The organism is Olivibacter sp. 47 (assembly GCF_030372825.1).
Classification (GTDB): domain Bacteria; phylum Bacteroidota; class Bacteroidia; order Sphingobacteriales; family Sphingobacteriaceae; genus Olivibacter; species Olivibacter oleidegradans.
In genome coordinates, this window is sequence record NZ_JAUCNR010000001.1 from 2,409,130 (window position 1) to 2,432,245 (window position 23,116).

Annotated in this window: 11 protein-coding genes, 1 tRNA gene and 1 pseudogene; all 13 read left to right on the plus strand. The window is 41.4% G+C overall.

What is annotated here, in order from left to right; all coding sequences use genetic code 11:
- Positions 1-4 precede the first annotated feature (4 nt).
- The 13 genes and pseudogenes from QT327_RS10240 (at position 5) to QT327_RS10300 (ending at position 23,089) form a co-directional block, all read left to right on the plus strand.
- Entirely contained in the window at positions 5-3,523 is a 3,519-nt protein-coding gene (locus tag QT327_RS10240; protein ID WP_013666206.1) for a SusC/RagA family TonB-linked outer membrane protein, read from the plus strand.
- Between the two features lie 59 nt (positions 3,524-3,582).
- Complete coding sequence (locus QT327_RS10245) at positions 3,583-5,295, plus strand: RagB/SusD family nutrient uptake outer membrane protein (RefSeq protein ID WP_013666207.1); 1,713 nt, start codon at positions 3,583-3,585, stop codon at positions 5,293-5,295.
- A gap of 127 nt (positions 5,296-5,422) precedes the next feature.
- Positions 5,423-6,730 carry an MFS transporter gene (locus tag QT327_RS10250; RefSeq protein ID WP_289552768.1) on the plus strand — a complete coding sequence of 436 codons (1,308 nt, stop codon included), beginning with the start codon at positions 5,423-5,425 and terminating at the stop codon, positions 6,728-6,730.
- Positions 6,731-7,021: 291 nt separating this feature from the next.
- Positions 7,022-7,750, plus strand: coding sequence for a (Fe-S)-binding protein (locus QT327_RS10255; RefSeq protein ID WP_013666209.1), 729 nt, complete (start codon positions 7,022-7,024; stop codon positions 7,748-7,750).
- Positions 7,751-7,808: 58 nt separating this feature from the next.
- Positions 7,809-7,881: transfer RNA gene (locus QT327_RS10260), tRNA-Thr, on the plus strand.
- Between the two features lie 200 nt (positions 7,882-8,081).
- A complete protein-coding gene (locus QT327_RS10265; RefSeq protein ID WP_013666210.1) occupies positions 8,082-8,984 on the plus strand; it encodes a sugar phosphate isomerase/epimerase family protein in 903 nt (300 codons plus the stop codon).
- Between the two features lie 235 nt (positions 8,985-9,219).
- The gene (locus QT327_RS10270) at positions 9,220-9,816 is read left to right on the plus strand and encodes an RNA polymerase sigma factor (protein WP_149105556.1); all 597 of its coding nucleotides are present in this window, start codon (positions 9,220-9,222) and stop codon (positions 9,814-9,816) included.
- A gap of 506 nt (positions 9,817-10,322) precedes the next feature.
- The gene (locus QT327_RS10275; RefSeq protein ID WP_289552771.1) at positions 10,323-11,423 is read left to right on the plus strand and encodes a FecR family protein; all 1,101 of its coding nucleotides are present in this window, start codon (positions 10,323-10,325) and stop codon (positions 11,421-11,423) included.
- A gap of 161 nt (positions 11,424-11,584) precedes the next feature.
- Entirely contained in the window at positions 11,585-14,935 is a 3,351-nt protein-coding gene (locus tag QT327_RS10280; RefSeq protein ID WP_289552772.1) for a TonB-dependent receptor, read from the plus strand.
- Between the two features lie 18 nt (positions 14,936-14,953).
- Positions 14,954-16,627 (plus strand): RagB/SusD family nutrient uptake outer membrane protein, encoded by a 1,674-nt coding sequence (locus tag QT327_RS10285; protein WP_242627311.1) that lies wholly within the window; start codon positions 14,954-14,956, stop codon positions 16,625-16,627.
- Positions 16,628-17,145: 518 nt separating this feature from the next.
- Positions 17,146-20,372 (plus strand): annotated as a pseudogene (locus tag QT327_RS10290) (SusC/RagA family TonB-linked outer membrane protein).
- A 17-nt stretch (positions 20,373-20,389) separates the two neighbouring features.
- Positions 20,390-22,054, plus strand: coding sequence for a RagB/SusD family nutrient uptake outer membrane protein (locus tag QT327_RS10295; RefSeq protein WP_130857317.1), 1,665 nt, complete (start codon positions 20,390-20,392; stop codon positions 22,052-22,054).
- An 81-nt stretch (positions 22,055-22,135) separates the two neighbouring features.
- The gene (locus QT327_RS10300; protein WP_289552774.1) at positions 22,136-23,089 is read left to right on the plus strand and encodes a sugar phosphate isomerase/epimerase family protein; all 954 of its coding nucleotides are present in this window, start codon (positions 22,136-22,138) and stop codon (positions 23,087-23,089) included.
- Positions 23,090-23,116 lie beyond the last annotated feature (27 nt).

Sequence of the window (23,116 nt, forward strand, 5' to 3'; positions counted from 1 at the left end):
ATTTATGAAAAAAGAACGAATTATTGCTTTAACAAAAACGGCGATGAGAATATCCTTTATTCAAGCGCTTCTTATTTCGGTGGGAACCTTAAGTGCCTACGCCCATACAGCCGAAGCACAGGGAGCTTTGAAAAAAACGATTAGCATAACGAAGAAGAGGATGACCTTGAAGAACTTTTTAGAGAATTTGGAAACCCAATCTCAAGTAAAGTTCGTGTACAGTCCTTCTATATTAAAAAGCCATCGAATAGTGGAGGTGGGAAGCTTACAAAGTAACTTAGCGGATGTGCTGGAGGAGGTGTTGGCCCCGATGGATATTAATTATAAGGTGGAAAATGAAAAGATCTTACTCATTCAGAATCGACAAGAACTGAAAATTGTAGGTAGAGTAACCGATGCAACGGATAATGCGCCTTTGCCAGGAGTCAGTGTCTTAGTAAAAGGGTCAACCAACGGTATTTTAACAGACAATCAAGGGCAGTATAGCTTAACCGTGAAGGCAAACGACATATTAGTTGTCTCCTATGTAGGTTATACGAGTCAAGAAGTTCGCGTTAGCAGTGGGAAGACAACTTATAACATCAGCTTGCAATCAACTACGAGCGATTTGGACGAAGTGGTGGTTACCGGTTATTCCGCACAACGTAAGAAAGACTTGACAGGTGCCGTTGCGGTGGTTGATATTGGACAATTGAAAAGCCAGCCTGCTGCGAGCCCAGTTGAAGCCTTACAAGGTAAAGCCACTGGCGTGCAAATCGTTTCTGATGGAGCGCCGGGAGCAACACCTCAGATACGCATCCGCGGTTATAGTACAATCAATAATAACGACCCTTTATATGTAATTGACGGGGTTCCTTATGAAGGAAAATTAGGTTGGTTGAACTCGAATGATATCGAAAGTATGCAGGTATTGAAAGACGCTTCGGCGGCTTCCATATATGGGGCACGTGCAAATAATGGAGTTGTTATTGTCACTACAAGAAAGGGTACTAAAGGAAAAGCGACAATAGGTTTAGATGCATATTACGGTGTTCAACAAGCTAGAAGTAGCGCTTTTCCAGATATGTTAAATCCACAACAGTGGGCAGAAAATCTTTATCAAGGTTATCGTAATGCAGGCCTAGATCCAGTCAGTGCCTGGGGTAGGATGTATGGTTCTGGAGATAACCCAGTATTACCGGATTATTTATTAGCTGGAGGAAAAGTTGGCGCCCAAATTACTGCTGCAGATGTGGATCCTGCTCTATATAATTATTCGCGTGATAACTCCACCTTTTACCAGATTACTCAAGCAAATAAGGTGGGAACCAATTGGTTCAAAGAACTGACGCAGTCTGCTCCTATGCAAAGTTATCAACTTAGTGCTAGCGGTGGGTCGGATGATGCAACCTACGCAATGTCCGGCGGGTATTTTAAACAAGAAGGCGTGGTGATTAATACCGGTTTCCAACGTTTTAATTTTAGATCCAACACCCAATTTAGTGCATTTAATAAAAAATTACGCATCGGAGAAAACGCGCAATATTCTTATACAGAGAATTATGGCATAGGATCTAATGTTAATGTCTCTGGTGATTATCAGGGAGAAGGAAGCGTGCTCGGATTTGCCTACAGGATACAAAATATTATTCCTGTATATGATATTATGGGGAATTTTGCCGGGTCTCGAGGTGGTGCTTTGGGAAATGGAGAGAATCCTGTGGCCATATCTTATCGAGCTAAGGATGACAAATCGAAAAGTAATACATTTTTTGGTAATGCATTTGCTGAATACGACATTATTGAGGGTTTGATGTTGCGCACCAGTTTTGGTATTCGCTATGAAAACTGGGGCAATATTGACATTGTCTATCCTAATCCGGAATTTCAGGAAGGAAGTTTTAACAACGCCTTGACAGAAAACCAAGGATATAATACCGAGTGGACTTGGACAAACACTTTGAATTATAAACCGAAACTTGGTGATGACCACAGTTTGAATGTATTGTTGGGTACAGAGGCTTTTAAAAGCCGCAGTCGACAATTAACTGGAGGTAGGAATAACTTCTTTATCTTAAATAGCCTGGATTATCTTTATCTAAGTCAAGGAAGCTCTAATATTAGCAATAACAGTTTAGGTAACGTAGGTTCCCTATTCTCTTTATTTGGTAAGGCCGACTATGCTTTTAAAGACCGTTATTTATTAAGTTTAACTGTACGTCGTGATGGTTCGTCTAACTTCGGTCCAGATAATCTTTATGGGGTATTTCCTGCAGCTAGTGCAGCTTGGCGGCTATCTGAAGAGGAATTTTTGAAAGATGCTACTTGGTTGTCTGATTTGAAAATCCGTGCAGGGTATGGAGTTACAGGTAACCAGCGGATTCCAACCTTTCAATACCTCAATCGCTTTTCTTCCACTATTGCGCAATCTTCTTATCCGATGGGAGGAAGCTCATTTGTAACGGGTATTTACCAAAATGCTTACAGTAATCAAGGTATCAAATGGGAAGAGGTGAAATCGCTCAATTTAGGACTTGATTTTACTTTATTGAATGGTGATTTTGACGGGTCGTTTGATTGGTATAACCGTAAAACGAGCGACATGCTTTATCAATTGCCTTTGCCTGCCATTGCGATCGGTTTAGGAACTTCTCCTTATGTGAATGTGGGTGATATGCAAAACAAAGGAGTAGAATTGTCGCTAGGATATCATTATGGCAGAAGTCAACAAAAACCATTTACGTTGGATGTTACAGCAAATATATCGCGAAACGTAAACGAGGTGGTTTCTTTAGCGCCATCCGTAACGCAGCAGGTATATGGGAATTTTAGAAGCTTGCAAACCACTATTTTGAAAGACGGCGCGCCTTTTGGTTCGTTTTATGGTTACAATATGATCGGTATTTATCAAGACGAAGAGGATCTTGCGAATAGCCCGACTTATTCTGGTGCACGTGTGGGGGGACCAAAGTATGCAGATATTAGTGGAAACGGAACCATCGGTCCAGAAGACCGTGATGTCATTGGTAACCCACATCCTGATTTTGTTTATTCACTAGGTATTAATGCTGCCTACAAAAATTTTGATGTTCAAATGTTCTTTAATGGTTCACAAGGAAATGACTTATATGAAGCGACGCGTTATTTTACGGATTTCGGGACTTTCGCTGGGCAAACCAGTACTCGTTTGTTAAACGCTTGGAGTCCAACAAATACCGGCAGCATGACACCTTCGCCTTATCAAGGGGCTTCAGATTTTGAATATGCTTCCTCTAGTTATTATGTACAGGATGGAAGTTTTTTCCGAATGAAGAATTTTCAGATAGGCTATAACTTTCCTGTGAAGACGCTTTTTGGAGCCAATACTGAAATCAGTAGATTCCGCGTTTATCTCGGTGCAACGAATTTATTTACCATCACAAATTATACTGGCCTTGATCCGGAAGTCTCACAAACCAATAGCACCTTTCAAGCTTTGGGAGTTGACTTTGGTGTTTATCCGGTACCACGTCAATATATGATAGGGTTAAATATTGGCTTCTAATAATTAATGTTTCTGATGAGGCCTATAAGTTATCAGATTAATAACAAAAAACGTATCCGATGAAAAAGAATAAAATTGCAATATTGATAAGTATTTCTCTCTTAGCACTAGGCTCTTGTAGTAAGTCGTTTTTGGAGAAAGTTCCCCAGGGGCAGCTGTCAGACCCGCAGGTGATAAGTAGTGAAGGGGTGGAAGGCTTACTAGTTGGGGCCTACGCACTTTTGAATGGTAATCAGGATGGGACTTGGGGAAATTATGCTTCTGCACCAAGCCAATGGTTATTTGGGGAGGTAGCCTCTGATAACGCGCATAAGGGAAGTGATGGTACTGACCAGCCTAACATGAATCTTATTGAGGTATATCAGCCTACAAGTACCAACGATAACCTTTCTGTTATGTGGACCCGTTATTATGAGGGAATTGCTAGATGTAACAATACATTGCGGGTGTTAGCGGCTGATCAAGCTGGAAATAAGACAATTAGCGCCGATCGTGCTGCTCAAATTCAAGGCGAGGCACGTATGTTAAGGGCTCATTATTATTTTTTCCTAGTAAGAGTATTTAAAAACATCCCGTATGTGGACGAAAATACACCGCCGGATGAGGCGAAGACTAAACCAAATGATACCGATGTATACCCAATGATTGTTGCTGATCTTGAGTTTGCGGTGGAAAACCTACCCGTGGAAAAAATAAACGGACAGGTTGGTCGGGTAGATAAAATGGCGGCTGAAGCCTATTTGGGGAAAGTATTGTTGTACCAAAAACAATATGCAGAAGCTCTGCAGCACTTTACAAATGTAATGGCAGGAAAAGATATTACGTCCATGCCTTATGAGAATAATTTTGATGTAACAACAGAAAATGGTCCGGAATCTATTTTTGCTGTCCAACATGCTATTAGTCCAGACGGAACTGGAGATAACGCCAATGTAGGTGATATGCTGAGTGGCCTGTATGGCACTTCACCGGTAGGTTGCTGCGGATTCTTCCAGCCAACCTTCGACTTGGTTAATGCCTTTAAAGTGAATGAACAAGGCTTGCCGTATTTAGACGGATCTTATCGCAGCAATCCCTACAAGTCGGACTTTGGTTTGAGCGGGGCCGCAAAGGATAATTACCAATTAGACGTTAATTTACGTTTTGACCCTCGTCTGGATTATACGGTTGGTAGGCGAGGAGTTCCTTATTTGGATTATGGTACCATGCCTGGTGATGCTTGGATTCGTTTGGCTAGTTATGCAGGTCCCTTTGTGGGCAAGAAGAATCAGGTTCCGGTCGCGCAGTTCCCTTCACATACGGTTTCCGGTGCAGCCTACATTAATGATCTGAACGTGAACCTAATTCGACTGGCTGACGTTGTTTTAATGGCGGCCGAATGTCAAATTGAATTGGGAAATTTAAGTGAAGCACTTCGCTTAGTAAATTCAGTTAGAGCAAGGGCGGCTACCATAGCGCCGATTTCGATAGGAGATACACCAGCTGCTCAATACGATGTAAAACCTTATCCTTCCTTTCCAAGTGTAGAATACGCTCGCAACGCGGTGCGGTTTGAACGTCGATTGGAATTAGCTATGGAGGGACATCGGTTCTTTGACTTAGTTCGATGGGGCGTTGCCAAGGATGTGCTTGAAAGCTATTCGGGATTTGAAGGTGGATTTTTACAATCTTACCGTAATCTTACCTTTAGTTCACGGAACGAATATTTCCCAATACCGCAAGATCAGATCGATCAAAGTAGCGGAACTTTAAAGCAAAATGAAGGTTACTAATTCATACTTCGCTTGAACAAGAGGGCCGTTTCTATCTATGAAACGGCTCTTCTTGTTTAAATGGGACTAGTGCTTGCCTTTAATTTGGAAAAGAAATATTAGGTTTGTGGTAAAGGAAACGACTTGAATGAAACTAAACGATAAATCAACCATTAGGGCCTGGGCCATGTTCGATTGGTCGAACTCCGCTTATAATTTGGTAATCACTTCTACTATTTTTCCAGCCTATTACACGGCGATTACTACTACGCAGGATAAGGGTGATCAAGTTAATTTTTTTGGTTTTCAATTTATTAATACCGCATTAGCCAATTACTCGCTTGCCTGTGCTTATTTGATCATGGCCATCGTACTGCCTGTTCTTTCTGCGATTGCCGACAATAGAGGAAACAAAAAGTCATTCATGAAAGTCTTTACTTATTTGGGAGGCCTTTCCTGTATTGGACTGTTTTTCTTTAAACTAGATACTTTAGAGTGGGGGATTATCTGTAGTACGCTTGCTGCGATGGGTTATATCGGGGGTGTGCTTTTCAATAACTCCTACCTGCCGGAGATAGCAAGCATTGACGAACAGGATCGGGTAAGTGCACAGGGCTTTGCTTATGGTTATATCGGAAGTGTTTTATTACAGATCATCTGTTTCGTATTTGTTCTTAAACCGGAATGGTTCGGTATTCAGGATGCTACTTTTGCCCCCCGTCTTTCATTTTTATTGGTTGGGCTCTGGTGGATGGGTTTTTCTCAAATACCGTTCAAGAAGCTACCATCAGGAAAAGCGAAGCCGGCCAAAATAAATACACATATTTTAAGAAGCGGTTTTAATGAGCTGAACGCGGTGTGGATTAAAATTAAGGGGTTACAAAATCTTAAAAAGTTTTTAGGCGCTTTCTTTTTTTACGCAATGGGTGTGCAAACAACCATGTTGGTAGCGGCTGCTTTTGGCGAGAAAGTTTTGCATTTGGGAGCATCGAAATTAATTGCCACGATCCTGATTATTCAATTGGTAGCTATCGTAGGCGCTTTTTTAATGTCTACTTTGGCCAAAAGAATGGGTAATGTACGGGTCTTGATTATAGCCGTGTTGTTGTGGATCGTTGTCTGTTTTAGCGCTTATTTGATACAAACAGAGACGCAATTTTACATCTTAGCAGCATTGGTAGGACTTATCATGGGAGGAATCCAGTCGTTGTCTAGGTCCACCTATTCCAAATTAATACCCCGTGAAGAAGAGGATACAACGGCTTTTTTTAGTTTTTATGATGTAACGGAAAAACTCGCCATTGTCATTGGGCTTTTCTTTTTTGCTTTTATCGAAGAACAAACAAAAAACATTCGATATTCTGCGTTATCGTTAGCATTGTTCTTCGGCATAGGTATGTTCTTTTTGATTCGACTTCTCCGTCAGAATAATAAAGAGAATGTTTCGTTGAATTAGGGTATATTAAGATTAAAGGAACGTTTATTTTAACTTCTTTCTTTCTCCGCGAAAGAAAGAAGCAAAGAAAGCTCGCCGCTGCCTGCCTACCGCAGGCAGGCAAAATTTACAGGAGTGTTAGTGCCTCCCAGTGCTAGTTGTAAATTTTGGAGGCGGCATTTTAGTAAAACGGAGAGCTTTTGCGAGCAGCCAATAAGGGCTGGAGAAAACGGCCTTGGAGGACACCGGCTTTGACAACCGGAATAGAACCTATCAAAAACAATTATTACCTTTGAAACAAATGGAATACCTATGGAAGTAAGCTTATTTATACCCTGTTTTATTGATCAACTATATCCAACAACCGCTTTTAATACAATTAAAGTGTTGGAGAAGGCAGGGTGTAAAGTACAATACAACCCTGAACAGACCTGTTGCGGGCAGCCGGCCTACAATGCGGGGTTTTGGGATGAGGCTAAGGTTATTGGCAATAAATTTCTCGACGATTTCGCGGAAGCTAAATATATAATATCCCCTTCGGCGTCTTGCACAGGTATGGTGAAAAATGCTTATAATGATCTTTTTACCAATTCAATGGTGCATAATAAGTGCCGTAGCATTCAATCAAGTATACACGAACTATCAGACTTCTTAATAAATATAGTAAAAAAGGACTATTTTGGAGCAGAATTGGAAGGGCGAGCGGTCTATCACGACTCATGCTCAGCCTTGAGGGAGTGTAGAATAAAAGAAGAACCTCGTCAGCTATTGGCAAAAGTAGATGGGTTGGAGCTTGTTGAGATGCGCGACCAAGATACCTGTTGTGGTTTTGGCGGAACCTTCGCGGTTAAATTTAGTGGAATATCTTCTGCCATGGCTGAACAAAAAGTAAATAATGCGCTTGCTATGGATGCTGAGTATATCATCTCAACAGACGCTTCATGCTTATTGCATCTTCAGGCCTATATTGATAAGCAAAATCTTCCCATAAAAACGATGCACTTAGCGGATGTGTTGGCTAATGGATGGGGAAACGTATAAATAGTTTGTAAAAATGATTTGACAATTAGGCGTTCCATATTATTTTTGTCTTACAAAAGCCGACGTAGCTCAGCTGGTAGAGCAACGCATTCGTAATGCGTAGGTCGCAGGTTCGATCCCCGTCGTCGGCTCTCTTTAATAGAAAAGTCTCCCTATCAGTTTTTTGTGCTTTTTATGGGGCAAGTAATCTGTAAAAATTAACGTACATTATTTCTGAATAAAAGATTGTAAACGTAAGCCTAAGGTTCGTAATTGGCATTAAATATTCTTCGGCAATAGAAATCTTTCCTCTTTTTTTTCTAAATTGCCTGCCTATACAAACCAAAAAATCATGAGTAACAGAAGAGAATTCTTAAAGCAAATGGGGGCAGGAGCTTTAGGCCTTACCGCTTTATCTAATTTACCACTAGACCTTTTCGCATCTACCAACGGGAAGTATTTTTTTGATATATCCTTGGCACAATGGTCGTTGCATAAGACGTTATTTGGTAAACAAATGGATAATTTAGATTTTGCGGAAACTGCGGCAAAGAAATATGGCATTTTTGCTGTAGAATATGTAAATCAGTTCTTTAAGGACAAAGCGAAAGATCAAGCTTACCTTAAAGACATGTTAAAACGATCGAAAGATAATGGCGTGAAGAATGTACTGATTATGGTTGATGGAGAAGGAAGCCTGGGGGCGCCTGACGATGCGGAACGTAAGACGGCCGTGGAGAATCATTATAAATGGGTGGAAGCGGCTAAGTTTTTAGGCTGCCATGCAATACGAGTAAATGCTGCCGGGAAAGGCTCTGCAGAAGAGGTGAAAGGCGCTGCCATTGATGGTTTAGGAAGGCTAAGCGAGTTTGCGGCTAAACATAAAATTAATGTGATCGTAGAGAATCATGGGGGTATGTCTTCAGATGGACAATGGCTGAGCGCTGTTTTGAAACAAGTGGGTAAAAAGAACTGCGGAAGTCTACCGGACTTTGGTAATTTTTACGAATATGATCGTTATCAGGGCGTTACAGACTTAATGCCATTTGCCAAAGGCGTAAGCGCTAAAACTCATGATTTCGATAACGAAGGTAATGAAACGCAGATTGACTACCTGCGTATGATGAAAATTGTGAAAGATGCCGGATATAAAGGGCATGTAGGCATAGAGTACGAAGGAAGTAAATTGAGTGAAGACGAAGGGATAAAGAAAACCAAGCTTCTATTGGAAAAAGTGGGAGCTGCTCTAAGTTAGTTGAAAGATTGCATAAATTACAAAGATACTTTCTGTTGTCAAATCAGAAAGTATCTTTAGCTTTAAACGGCGCGCTATAAGGGCTCAAAATGAGATTGAGCGTTTTATGAAGACCGATAGATAACCAATTAATAAAAACATAACCTTAACGTAATATCTGAGGATTTTTTGTTTGCTATTTTGGCCGAATATTTTTTTCAACCTGTTTGATGAATAGTCGAATTTCGATCTAGAGATGGATAATCTAAACGAGCGTGCATTTTGGAAAGCATTTATCAAAGGCAACGACCGAGCTTTTGAAAATATTTACAAGCTTTATGCCGATCGGCTTTTTGCATTCGGCATGAAATATCATGCTGACCGCGATGTTATCAAAGACTGCCTACATGATCTATTTGTTAATCTTTTTCATTATCGAAGCAAGCTAAATCCAGACGTTAATCCGCTTTCTTATCTTTTTACTTCTTTGCGGAATAATGTTTTAGCTCGATTAAGAAAGGATAATAGAAGTCAAGCGCTCGTGGAACGGATCGATTATCCCTTTGATCTGGAATGGAGCCCCGAAACGGTGTGGATCAAAAAGGAAGAAGATAGGCAGCTTGTTGTTAAGCTTCAGCAGCTGATCAAACGACTGCCGGCACGTCAAAGGGAAGTCATCTACCTGAAATTTAATGAAGAGCTGTCATATGAGGAAATAGCAAGTATGCTTGATATTTCTATCGCGAGCTGTCGCACCTTAATATATCGTGCAATCAAGCAATTGCGAGAGCATGTAGAAGACATACCACTAGTGCAGGTATTTTGCCTTCTGTTATCTAATGTTCGTTATTAGCTGCTTCTTGATTTTAGTTATATTGATCCAGCAATAAATTTGTTTAGATTTGTCTAAGTGTTTTTAATCGCTTCGGAGATCTCTTCTCCCCTCTGTAATCCATCCCAACACCATAATTGTACTTTTCAGGTAATTGCTTCGAATTTACTACAAATACTATCTATGTGCCATCCAGGGTGAGTCCAGGTTTTTACCTTAAAAACCTGGACTCACCCTGGACCCAATGTGGACTCACCCTGGACTCACCCCGAAGAAAGTACCTAGCATGTCTTATCCTGTGTCTTGTTAAAATAGGCTGGTGGTTGTTTAATTCAAAAGAAATTCTTGACTTTAAAGTTCGATGAAAGGACGCAAACAAGATAACGATTTACAAGCTAAACTTGAAATTTTTATGATAGTATGCGTCTCATTATTTGTCAAATATTAAATCGTTTTTTTGAAAAAAATTAAAAATTTAGTCTATAAAAATTAACTGCTTTACTCTTACCTATAAAAGACAATCTTAAATGGGAAAGAAAAAGGCCGAAGATATTTTGAATGAGGATAAACCAGACGTGAACATGCCTAGCGATGATAAGCAGGCATCTTTGGCCAACGCGATTGTCGATACAGTAAAAAACGTTAAGAATGCATCTTTTTCGGAAGAGGAAAATGCAGCGCTTTGGCATGAAATTCACCATACGATTGAGCCTCGGAAAAATACAACTCCCTCTCTACGAAAAGGCTTGGTGGCCGCTATCGTGCTTTTTCTGATCGGTGCTGCTCTTTACTTATATCATGTCAATATACCAGAGGTTGATATTCAAAAGGTTGCGATTATTAATAAAGGATACCTTTCGAAATCAGATGATGTGCAATTTATCAACGCTGATAAAAAAACACGGGTGCTTCACGATACATTGGTTGTTTACAAACAATTTGTAAAACAAGAGCATGTTTCACAAAACGAGCAGGTGCGTTATAATTCAATTGGCGTACCTTACGGAAAACGGAGTGAAATCGTTTTGGAAGACGGAACAAAAGTTTGGCTGAATGCCGGTTCCATATTAACGTTTCCTGAAAAATTTAACGAAAAAGACCGAGCCGTTTATCTGGAAGGTGAGGGTTATTTTGAGATTGCTAAAGATGCCAACAGACCTTTCTTTGTCTTATCAGAGGTGATGAAAATACAGGTACTTGGTACGAGTTTCAATCTTAGTGCTTATGCCGATGATGATTATGTGTCGGTGCTTTTATTGACGGGGAATATCGCGTTGTTACCAAATGGAAATCGGTCTTTTGAACGCCGGATGCTAAAACCGGGGACAGAGGCTCGCTTCGGAAAAAGCCGACAAAAGCTGTTGATTCAACCGGCCTCTGAAAGCTCGATTTCATGGACTAATAGGAGATTGCTTTTGAATAGCATGAACTTAGAGGAGATGCTAAAGAAATTAGAGCGTTTCTATAATGCGGAAATTGAGCTGCCCAAGCCAGCCATCGAGGATGAAACCTTTTCAGGGAGCCTGGATCTGACTCAAACATTGCCTGAAGTGTTGCAAAATGTATTTGATGTTTCAAAATATACTGTCAATCAAATAGGAAGGAGGGTATACATCCAGACGAAGTAAGATAATCAACCAAAATTCAAATAGGGAAGGTGCTGCAACACCTCCCCATTCACAAAAAATTAACTGGAATAATTAATTAATCGATCTACTAAAGTATGAATTTTTTTTACACCTGCCAATCACCATCCAAGCAGGTTGATACTGTCATTAAAATTTTTCGAATGTTAAAATTGGCTGCATTTTTAGTTTGCATTAACATCGTGGTAGTGCATGCTAACTCGTACTCCCAAGGTAAAATCAGTGTTCGAATTAAAAACGGTGCATTAAGCGATTTTTTTAAAGAAATTCAAACACAGACGAAATACGCTGTTTTTTACAGCGATAAGCTTGTTGCCGGTAAAAAAATCAATATTGATGCAACGAACAGAGATTTATTGCAAACACTGGATCAGGTGTTGAAAGAAACAGGATTGAGCTATACGGTCTCAGGTAATCAGATCAGAATTCAGGCTCGAGCCATCGTACCGCTCCGGACTGGTGCTACACAAGATTCCGTACTTACTGTGAACGGGCGTGTATTTGATACAAAAGAACCGGCCACTCCTCTAATTGGCGTTTACGTTCGCAATAAAAATCGCCAAGGAGGAACTACTACAGATGAGAATGGAAATTTTTCGTTGTCCGTTAAGCAAGGTGATATCTTGGTATTTACTTCCATGGGCTATCAAGCGGTGGAACGAAGAATTACGGGAAATGATGCAAATTTCAATGTCTTCTTAGAAGAAGACGTAGCATCGCTTGAAGAGGTTGTTGTTGTGGGGTATGGCACCCAGAAGAAAATCAATCTAACGGGAGCGGTAACTGCTATGACCGCTAAAGACTTAGAAAGTAGGCCAATTACTAATGTTGGTCGCGGTATGCAGGGCATCCTACCCGGAGTTACCGTTAGGAATACAAACACAGTTCCAGGGGGAAACGCACCGTCCATTCGAGTAAGAGGCATTGGTACTTGGGGAGATGCATCACCCTTAGTGGTCATAGATGGGATTCCCGGAGGCGATCTTAATATTTTGAATCCGGATGACATCGAAAGCATTTCGGTATTGAAAGATGCTGCTTCATCTTCGATATACGGTGTTAGAGGAGCAAACGGCGTGATATTAGTCACTACCAAAACCGGAAAGAAAGGCACGCCACCCAATATTTCGCTGAATAGTTATTATGGTATACAGACGCCAACGGCTTTACCGGAGTTTTTAGGCTCTCCTGAATTTATGGAACTCCATAACGAAGCTACGCAAAATGCAGGGCAAACACCCGTTTACTCAGCTGAGCAAATTGAAATTGCCCGCAATGGATCCGATCCGAATTATTTCGCCAATACCAATTGGATAGAAGAAATTTACAAAGACAATGCGCCACAACAGAGCCATAATGTCAATATTAACGGTGGAGGCAACGATATGAGCTATTTCTTGTCTTATGGTTACCTAGGTGAAGGAGGTCTTGTGGTTGGCGATCAATTTAAAGCAAATAGGCATAATGTTCGCGCCCGTATTAATACGACGTTACTTGACCGATTGAAGCTAGATGCTAATGTGGGCTACATTGATCGCGATGTACAAAGCAACGCCGGAGGTGATGGAGGACGCGCTCTACTGGCTTCAGCAACAAGTATCACACCCCTTGTACCGGTTCGTTTTACAAATGGTAGCTGGGGCTATCATGGCGGTCAGGCTAACCCAGTGGCGATAGCAAATGATGGAGGATACAATGACTTCGGTTCGCAGGAAGTGACAGCCAATTTAAGCGCGACGTTAACGATTGCTGATGGTTTGGATATTAAGGGACAATATGGATTGGTTCGTTCGAATTCCAAACGAACTGTATTAAGTTCGACTATAAACTATTATAGTCCGGATGATAATGAGCTTATTTATCAAACGAACTATCCAAACTCCATTAATGTGACTGATTATACGAATCTCTATCAGACCTTTATTGGTACGGCGAATTATACGAAAACTTTTAACGAAAAACATGAAGTAAACGGTTTACTGGGAGTTTCACAGGAAGAGAATATCAATAATAGCTTTACAGCAAGTAGACAGAATCTCCCGGTAGATATTCCGTCTTTGAATCTAGGCGTTGATAATCCATTGAATAACAGCAGTGGTTATCAATATGCATTGCAGTCTTTTTTTGGAAGGGCAAACTATGCATATGACAGCAAATATCTATTTGAAGGAAATTTTCGATATGACGGCTCTTCTCGTTTTGCGCCGGAAGTACGTTGGAATTGGTTTGGATCAGTTTCAGCAGGATGGGTGTTCTCTGAGGAGGATTTTTTTGATAAATGGCGAACGACCTTTCAAACTGCCAAACTGCGGATTTCTTATGGTACGCAAGGGAATGATCGTATAAGAAGAGGGGATACCGATCTCTATTATCCCTATATGTCTATTCTGGAACCTGCACAAGTTGGATCCAATAATCCTATCGGAAATCAACCGCGTATTGGTTATCGTCAAACGGAGTTTGCCAACCGTATCGTCACATGGGAACAGGCCGAAAAATTCAATGTGGGATTGGATCTAACGATGCTAAAGGGACGTTTCGACGTGACTGCGGATTACTTTATAAATAATACGAACGATATTCTGTTAAATCCGCCATTGCCGGATGTTATTGGTATGGGGACAAACTATCCTTCCCAAAATGCCGGCGCAGTACAAAATAAGGGCTGGGAAATTAACCTTGCTTGGCGCGATCAAATAGGTGAAGTCAAGTATGGCGTTAATCTCAATTTATCGGATGTTCGGAACAAGATTACGCGCTTAGACGATTATGCGCAAAACCTAAGTGACCGCGTGCGTTTAGTGGGATATCCTATCGATGCGTTATATGGCTTTATTGCAGAACGTATCGCTCAAATCGACGATTTCGACTTGATTGATGGAGAATATGTGCCGAAATTTCCGTTTCAGGCAGGAGATTTGGTAGCTCCTGGAGATCTGATCTATCGCCCAGCTAGCCCGGAAGATGAAGCCATTACGGTCGGTAAGGATCGACATGTATTAGGCAGTGATATTCCACGATATACGTACGGCTTTAGGGGAGATCTAGCTTGGAAAGGATTTGATTTCAGTTTTTTCTTACAAGGAGTGGGCAAGGCCGATGGTTGGTTAACCGGTTCCGCTAGGCATCCTTTCATTAACAATAGCGCCATGCCTCAGCGAGTGCATTTAGACCGGTGGACACCTGAAAATCCAGATGCAAGTTATCCTCGTTTTGTATTCAATCGACAACATAACACCCGGTTGTCATCTTATTGGATAGAGAATGCAGCTTATCTGCGACTAAAAAATATCCAGTTGGGCTATACCTTACCTAGTCGGATTACCGAAAAATTTAGAGCCAGTAAGTTGCGCTTCTATGTGTCGGCGGAAAATCTTTTCACTTTGACCGATTTCTTTTATGGGTACGATCCTGAAGCACCGGTCGCGCAAGGGGCTAATTTTTATCCACAACTAAAAACGTTTGTTGTAGGCTTGAACGTAAATTTTCGATAGCAAAAAAATAGTTAAAAAATGAAGAGCTTAATGATCAGGCAGTGCGTATACTATACAGGGATACTGGTATGTTTTTTCAGTATAACCGGATGTAAAGATTATTTAGACCGTGAACCTTTGGATGCAATACCGAATGAGCGCTACTGGAAAAATACAGAGCAGCTCGAAATGGCAATGACGGCTATTTTTTCACGGGTAAAAGCAAAGAATACTGTTGATATGGAGAATATGGGCGAGAACACCATGTGGCCTTCTACAAATCAATATAAGGATATCGGTTCGGGAGTGTTTCCGGTTACACAACCGACAGTAAATGATGAATGGCGTAATATGTATCGAGACATTCGTGAGTCTAATACTTTTCTGGCAAATTATCGAACTGCAGCAGAGACAAGCCCTGGCGCGAACGAGCTGCTGGCAGCGGAGGTCAGGGTACTAAGAGCGCTTGCCTATAGTTTCGTCGTTTCTTTCTGGGGCGATGTTCCATTAGTTTTGAGGCCTTTAGAGCTTGGCGATGAAGAGGTGTATGGAGAACGTACGCCCCGTGAGGAAGTCGTGGATTTTATATTGGCAGATTTAGATAGCGCGGCAGCCATTCTGTCACCGACAATTCCGACAGGTAATCGCTTAGGAAGAATAAATAAAGGAGCCGCACTTGCTTTAAAGGCACGTATTGCCTTGGCGGAAGGGCGATACGATGTAGCTGAAGAGGCGGCGAAAGCTGTAATGGATTTGGGTGTGTATCGCTTGTATAGCAATGGTAATCCAGCCACATCTTATTGGGAATTGTTCACCAATGCCGGTAAATTGGCCAACGGCCGTAACCAAGAGACCATCCTTGCGCGGCTACATCTAATGGATATCATTATGCATAACCTTAGTAGGGAGATCCAAGTACCCGATCAGTCGGCACGTTTTGTACCAACACGCTCGTTGGTGGATTCTTACCTATGTACCGACGGTTTGCCAATCAATAAATCGCCTATGTACCAAGATAGTACCTACGAAAGTATTTTTCGAAATCGCGATCCTCGAATGACGCAAACGATTTTGGTTCCAGGCGATACCTGGGGAGGGCGTTATGACGGCAGACCGATTAATGAGAACGATAATCCAAGTGTTTTCATGCGACCGAAATTCAATCAAGATGGCCGTGGTTGTATGACTACGACAGGTTATTATTATAAGAAATATGTGACACCTTCAGCTGTTGGACTGGTTGGAAGGGACGACAATGATATTCATTTAATACGATATGCTGAGGTTCTGTTGACGTATGCGGAAGCCCGCTTTGAGCAGGGGAAATTGACCCAGGAAGATTTAGATAGGTCTATAAATCTTCTTCGAGACAGGGTAGGTATGGTTCATATGGATTTAGGCTTTATGGCCGCTAACGGCCTGGATGTTCGCACAGAAATCCGGCGCGAACGGCGTGTGGAGTTGGCATTGGAAGGACAGCGCTATTTTGATGTAAGAAGGTGGAAAGAGGGTGAACGATTGGCTGCACCCATTGAAGGAGTAAAAGCCACATGGTTTCCTGAATTGTCACGCGGTTCTTTCCGTATCAGTCCAGAAGGGTATTTGCAAGCGCAATGGAATAGGCGCTTTGAAGATCCGAAAAATTATTTATGGCCGATTCCGCAGCCACAACTCGATCGGAATCCCAAGTTGGGGCAGAATCCTGGATGGTAATAATTTAAAAACAGGTCGGAGCAGCGCTAAAACGCCCCGACCTGTTTTTTTTCTGCGGTAGACTTTATGTTTTTAAGTTTCCACCAATAAACATATAGGAAAAGATAACCGTATGTTGGATAAAAGCGATTTGTCTTGCATGCGATGATAAAATCGCTATATTTGTTTTCGTCAGATTCTACTGATATAACCAATTATGCCTGGTATTGACTACGGGATAAAGCAATAGTAAAATGTCGTATTCGAAGTTTTGCTGATTGTTCAACAAGGATTTTATGATATGGGTTAAAAGGAAATAACTTTTCCAATGAACAGCTATGTCCATAAAAACCATTTGAGTGAGTTTGAATCGTGTAAATTAACACAAATACATTGTTATTTATTGATTTTAAGAAAGGAGGTTAATTAAGCAACAAGAAAGTTCGGTACTAAAACTCAATTCAAACATTTTATCACTTATAAGCTCAAACCGTATGAACAAAACACATTTTAGATCCCGTAGCGTTAAATGGACCTACATGGGAACTTTATTTCTCTTTTGTCTATTTAACTTTTCATTCGTGGTTGCGAGTAATTACTCGCTCCATCAACAGCAAGATTTTGTGATCAAAGGAATTGTAAATGATAATGCGGAACCGCCCAATCCCGTCCCGGGAGTCAGCATTCGCGTAAAAGGAAGCAGTAAGGCAACTGCAACCGATGTAAATGGTACCTTTACCTTGTCTGTAAAAAAAGGTGATGTGCTTGTATTTACCTCGGTTGGTTATCAGGCCCGTGAACTTGTCGTTAGTAATCAAACTAGCTTAAATGTAACCCTTAATCAAGATTTAAACACTTTGGAAGAAGTGGTTTTAACCGGGTATTCAACCCAGGTTAAAAAAGATATTACGGGTGCCGTTTCAGTCGTTAATGTTAAAGAACTCACTAAAGTTCAGGCGCCTAACGTAGCACAACAATTGCAGGGTAGGGCGGCAGGTGTTACCGTAACCAGCAATAACACACCTGGTGGTGAAGCTACTGTTCGGGTACGTGGCTTTAGCACCATCAATAATAACGATCCCCTTTATATTATTGACGGTGTGCCAACGAAAGGTGGATTGAATAGCATTAATCCAAATAATATCGAATCGATGCAAGTACTGAAGGATGCTTCCTCTACCTCCATCTACGGGTCGCGTGCAGCCAACGGTGTCATTATCATTACCACCAAAAAGGGGAGTGCCGGTGATTCCAGAATAACTTTTGACACACGGGTAGGGGTACAAACCGGTCATGTAAATTTAGGCCTAATTAAAGATCCCTTGCAATTTGGCCAACTGCTATGGACGCAACGTCGAAATGCAGGCATCCTGACCAATGGCAATCCATCGCATCAACAGTATGGTAACGGCCCCAATCCGGTTGTACCGGATTATATCCTGGCAGGCTCCAGTTATGGCTTATTCGAGGGAGATCCCCGTGTTGATCCTTCCTTGTACAGTTATAACGCGGATAATTTTTATCAAATTGTCCGGGCTAATAAGGAAGGCACCGACTGGCATAAAGAAATATTAAGACCAGCCATTGTTCAAGAATATAACCTAGGAGCTACAGGAGGATCCGATAAGGGTCGCTATGCCTTATCACTCAATTACTTAAACCAGGAAGGGGTGTTGGAACATACATCATTCGATCGGTATTCACTTCGTTCCAATACCGAATTTAATATTAAGAAAATCATTCGCTTGGGAGAAAATCTGGAAGTAAGTTATACCCAGAATAAAGGGTATTATTACAATAATGGAACAGCAAGTTCAACCAACAATCAAGATGGCAATCCCATTGGAAACGGTTATCGGATTCCATCTATTATACCTGTTTACGATATCATGGGGAATTTTGCAGCAACGCGAGCTGCAGGCTTAGGACCAGCGACTAATCCACTTGCTCAGTTATATCGCACAAAAGACAATCAAGCCAAAACGTTGAGAGCATTTGGCAATGTTTTCGCGGAAGTGGATATTATCGAGGGTTTGACCGGTCGTACAAGCTTAGGGTTTGACTATACGAACACCAACCGAGTGAATTATGTATTGATGGATCGGGAAGAGGCGGAAATTGAGGCGGCAAACTCCATGACTAAAGCGAATATCAATGATATCAACTTAACGTGGACGAATACATTAAATTACAAAAAGTATTTAATGATATACACAGCCTAAATATTCTGGCGGGTACCGAAGCAATAAAAGGATTCGGTGAAGACTTCTCAGCAGTCAGGACAACCTATTTTTCGGAGGATCCGGATTTTATGGATCTTAATTCGGGAACAGCCGGGATCAACAATAGTGGTAGCCGATACGAATGGGCGCTGTTTTCAATATTTGGAAAAGTGAATTACAGCCTTAAGGATAAATATTTGCTGGAAGCGACTGTAAGAAGAGATGGCTCGAGTCGATTCGGTAGTAATAACCGCTATGGTACGTTCCCCGCATTTAGCGGCGGTTGGCGGATTTCTCAAGAAAGCTTCTTGTCGGAATTAAAATGGTTGGATAATTTGATGATTCGCGCAGGCTGGGGACAAACCGGTAACCAAGAAATCGGGAACTATAACGGGTTTAATACTTATCGCTCCTCGCTTAATTTATCTTCTTATGCCATTAACGGATCAAACAATGCAGTTAAGCCCGGATTTGATACGGATGCTTTCGGAAATCCCGATGCAAAATGGGAAACCACGACGCAAACCAATATCGGTTTAGATATGACGATCTTAAAGGGAATGCTTGGCTTTAATTTGGATGTTTATAATCGAACCACATCCGATATGTTATACCAATTGGCATTGCCTGCAACGCAAGGAACGGCAACCGTGCCCTTTGTTAATGTAGGCGAAATGAACAACAAGGGGATTGATTTCGCAGTGAACTTCCAGAATAATACAAGCAAAGATTTCACCTATGGTATTAGTGCTAATATTTCGGCTTATAAAAACAAGGTCGTTAAGTTGAACAACAATGAATCTGCTATCTTGCTAGGTCCGAATATCAGAAGTTATGTTTGGACACGGTCAACCGTAGACCAACCCTTGTATTCCTTTTATGGTCACGTAATCGATGGAATTTATCAAAATGAGCAAGATTTAGCGAATGGCCCTGCGTATCCCGGTTATGCCGCAGTGGGGAAATACAAATATAGAGATTTAGATGGAGATAACGTAATTACCGATAATGACCGCACTTTTATTGGAAATCCGCATCCCGACTTTACGTATGGATTGAACATTAATTTAGGTTATAAGAATTTTGATCTTTCTGCATTTTTTCAAGGGGTTCAGGGAAATGATATTCTAAACATGGTAAAACGATGGGTTGATTTCAATAACCAAGCCGGTAATCGCAGCTTACGCATGCTTAATGATTCATGGACTCCTGAAAATCCTGATGCCGTATTACCGATATTGGATGCCAATGATAGTAGAAGTCAACAACCATCATCCTATTTTATTGAAAATGGTTCTTACTTCCGCTTAAAAAATCTGACCCTGGGCTACACTTTTCCGGCTGATCTTTTACAGAAATTAGGATTGCAAAGTGCTAGGATATATGTGCAAGGGCAGAACCTATTTACTATCACTGATTACTCCGGTATTGATCCTGAAATCACATCGGTGGGTTCAACGCCAGGTACCACTACATTGGGTGTTGACCAAGGGAATTATCCATTAGCTAAAATGTATCAGTTAGGAATAAATGTTGGATTCTAAGGAATAAAAAGCATATTATGAAAAGATCAAATTTATCGATATATATACTGTTGGCCTTTTGCGTTATGCAGGGCTGTGGTAAAAGTTTTCTGGAAAAGAAACCATTAGGTTTAGCAAATGAAGAATTGCTGGCTACGAAGTCGGGCGTTGATGCCGTCTTAATTGGCGCATATAGTTTGTTGGACGGGGTAGGTTCCGGTTATACATTCACATCGTCAGCTAGCAATTGGATTTATGGATCGGTGGCATCTGATGACGCCTATAAAGGAAGCGATGTGGGCGATCAGGCGCAGATAACAACCATTGAACGCTATGTTAGTCAACCGGATATCGCTGCCTTTAATGAAAAATGGATTACAGTATATGATGGCGTCTCTCGCGCCAATGATGTGCTTAAGTTAATCAAGAAAACGACCGATATGACAGAGGCTGAGGTCGCACAGGCAACAGCGGAAGCACGCTTCTTACGTGCATGGTATCATTTTGAAGCAAAGAAGATGTGGAATATGGTGCCTTACGTTGACGATAACGTCACGGACTTTATCAACTTGCCAAATGACAAAGATATTTGGCCTATGATTGAAGCTGATCTACAATTCGCCGTAGATAATTTATCAGCTACAAAGAAAGATGTAGGGCGGGCAAGTCAATGGACGGCAAAGGCAGTGCTTGCTAAAGTACATATGTTTCAGCAAGATTATGAAGCGGCACGACCGCTATTGGATGATATCATCAATAACGGTCCTTTTGAATTAGTAAGTAATTTTCATGATAATTTTAAAGTGGCAACCGAAAATAATATTGAATCGATTTTGGAAGTCCAAATGTCTGTTGGCGACGGAGGAAGTGGACAAAACGGCTTTTGGGGCGATAATTTGAATTTTCCCTATGGCTCTGGACCAGGGGGGTGTTGCGGTTTCTTTCAGCCTTCTCAAAACTTAGTAAATGCTTTCAAAACCGATGAAAGTGGCTTGCCGTTATTGGACAATTTTAATGATGTCGATGTTAAGAATGATGAGGGCTTAGCTTCTTCTGATCCATTTGAACCCTACACAGGTAATTTGGACCCTCGTTTAGATTGGACCGTTGGTAGACGTGGTATTCCTTTCCTTAACTGGGGGATTCATCCGGGACGAAATTGGATCCGCGATCAAAGTTTTGCCGGTCCGTATACTTTCAAAAAATTCTTTGCGGCCAATGGCGATAATGCCGGAGCGGAATCACCCAGGGCAAATTCAAATAATTATCGCGCCTTACGATATGCCGACGTCCTGTTAATGCGTGCAGAAATTGCGGTGGAGGATGGCGACCTCACTAGCGCGTTGGATTTGGTGAATCAAATCAGACGAAGAGCAGCAAATGAAGTGGTAACAAAAGATGATGGCACACCGGCAGCCACTTATGTCATAAGAGAGTATCCATCATTTCCAAGTCAGGATTACGCACGAAAAGCCGTTCGATTTGAAAGAAGGCTTGAGTTAGCGTTGGAAGGACATCGCTTTTTCGATTTAGTACGTTGGCATGTTGCTGCTGAAACATTAAATACTTATCTTGAAAAAGAGAAGCAAAAACGAACCTATCTACAGGGTGCTAGTTTTACGGCTGGAAAGAATGAGTATTTTCCGATTCCGCAAGCACAGATTGATATTATGGGTGCAGATGTGTTGAAACAGAATCAGTAGATTATTTTTAACCGATAAGGGTGTCTCCTACATGTGCTTACAACAAACATAGGAGACACCTCATTTTTAAACTAAAAGATCATGATAAAAAGTATGCATGAACATCGAAGAAGTTTTCTGAAGAAAGCTTCGATGGCTGGATTGGGAGCCCTGATTAGCCCATACAATCAAGTTGAATCAACTATCGGGAAGTCGACAAATGTTAAGCGCAATCCGATCAGTGTATCCACGTATTCGTATTGGCATTTTAAAAAGGAAAAGTTTCCCATTGAGCAGGTAATTGAACAGGCAGCGACGTTGGGTTTTGATGGTGTAGAAATACTACATCGTCAAATGGAAAACGAAACTACCGGATATATGAATAAATTAAAGCGTCTTGCTTTCGAAAGTGGTTTGGCCTTACCTATGCTATCGATTCATCAGGATTTTGTATCACCTGATAAAGAAGACAGAAAAAAGAACATCGCACATACCAAGCACTGCATCGATCTGGCTGTGCAGATGGGAATCCCTTGTGTCCGGTTGAACTCAGGTCGATGGAACACAGCAGGAACCTTTGACGAGTTGATGGCCGTAAAAGGAAAGGAAACGCCCTTAGCGGGATATACCGATGATGATGCCTTTAAATGGGTAATAGATGCGACGGGAGAATGCCTGATAAAGGCAGAGCAAGAGGGTGTGATTTTGGCCATCGAAAACCATTGGGGACTTACGACACAGGTTGAGGGCTTATTACGAATATACGAAGCCTTAAAAAGCTCACTGGCCATGGGACTAAATCTGGATACCGGTAATTTTGCCGGCGACCCGTATAGTCAGTTCGAACAGTTAGCACCTTATGCTACCATTGTTCAAGCGAAGACCTATTACGGAGGTGGAGAATGGTATACGTTAGATTTAGATTATCAACGGATCGCCGGCATATTGCGTAAAGTGAATTTTAAAGGCTATATTTCATTAGAGATGGAAGGAAAAGAAGACCCATTAACAGCAGTTCCTAAGAGCTTAGCCGTTTTGCGGAAAGCTTTTTACTAACGCAACCGTTTGCGTGATGAATAAATT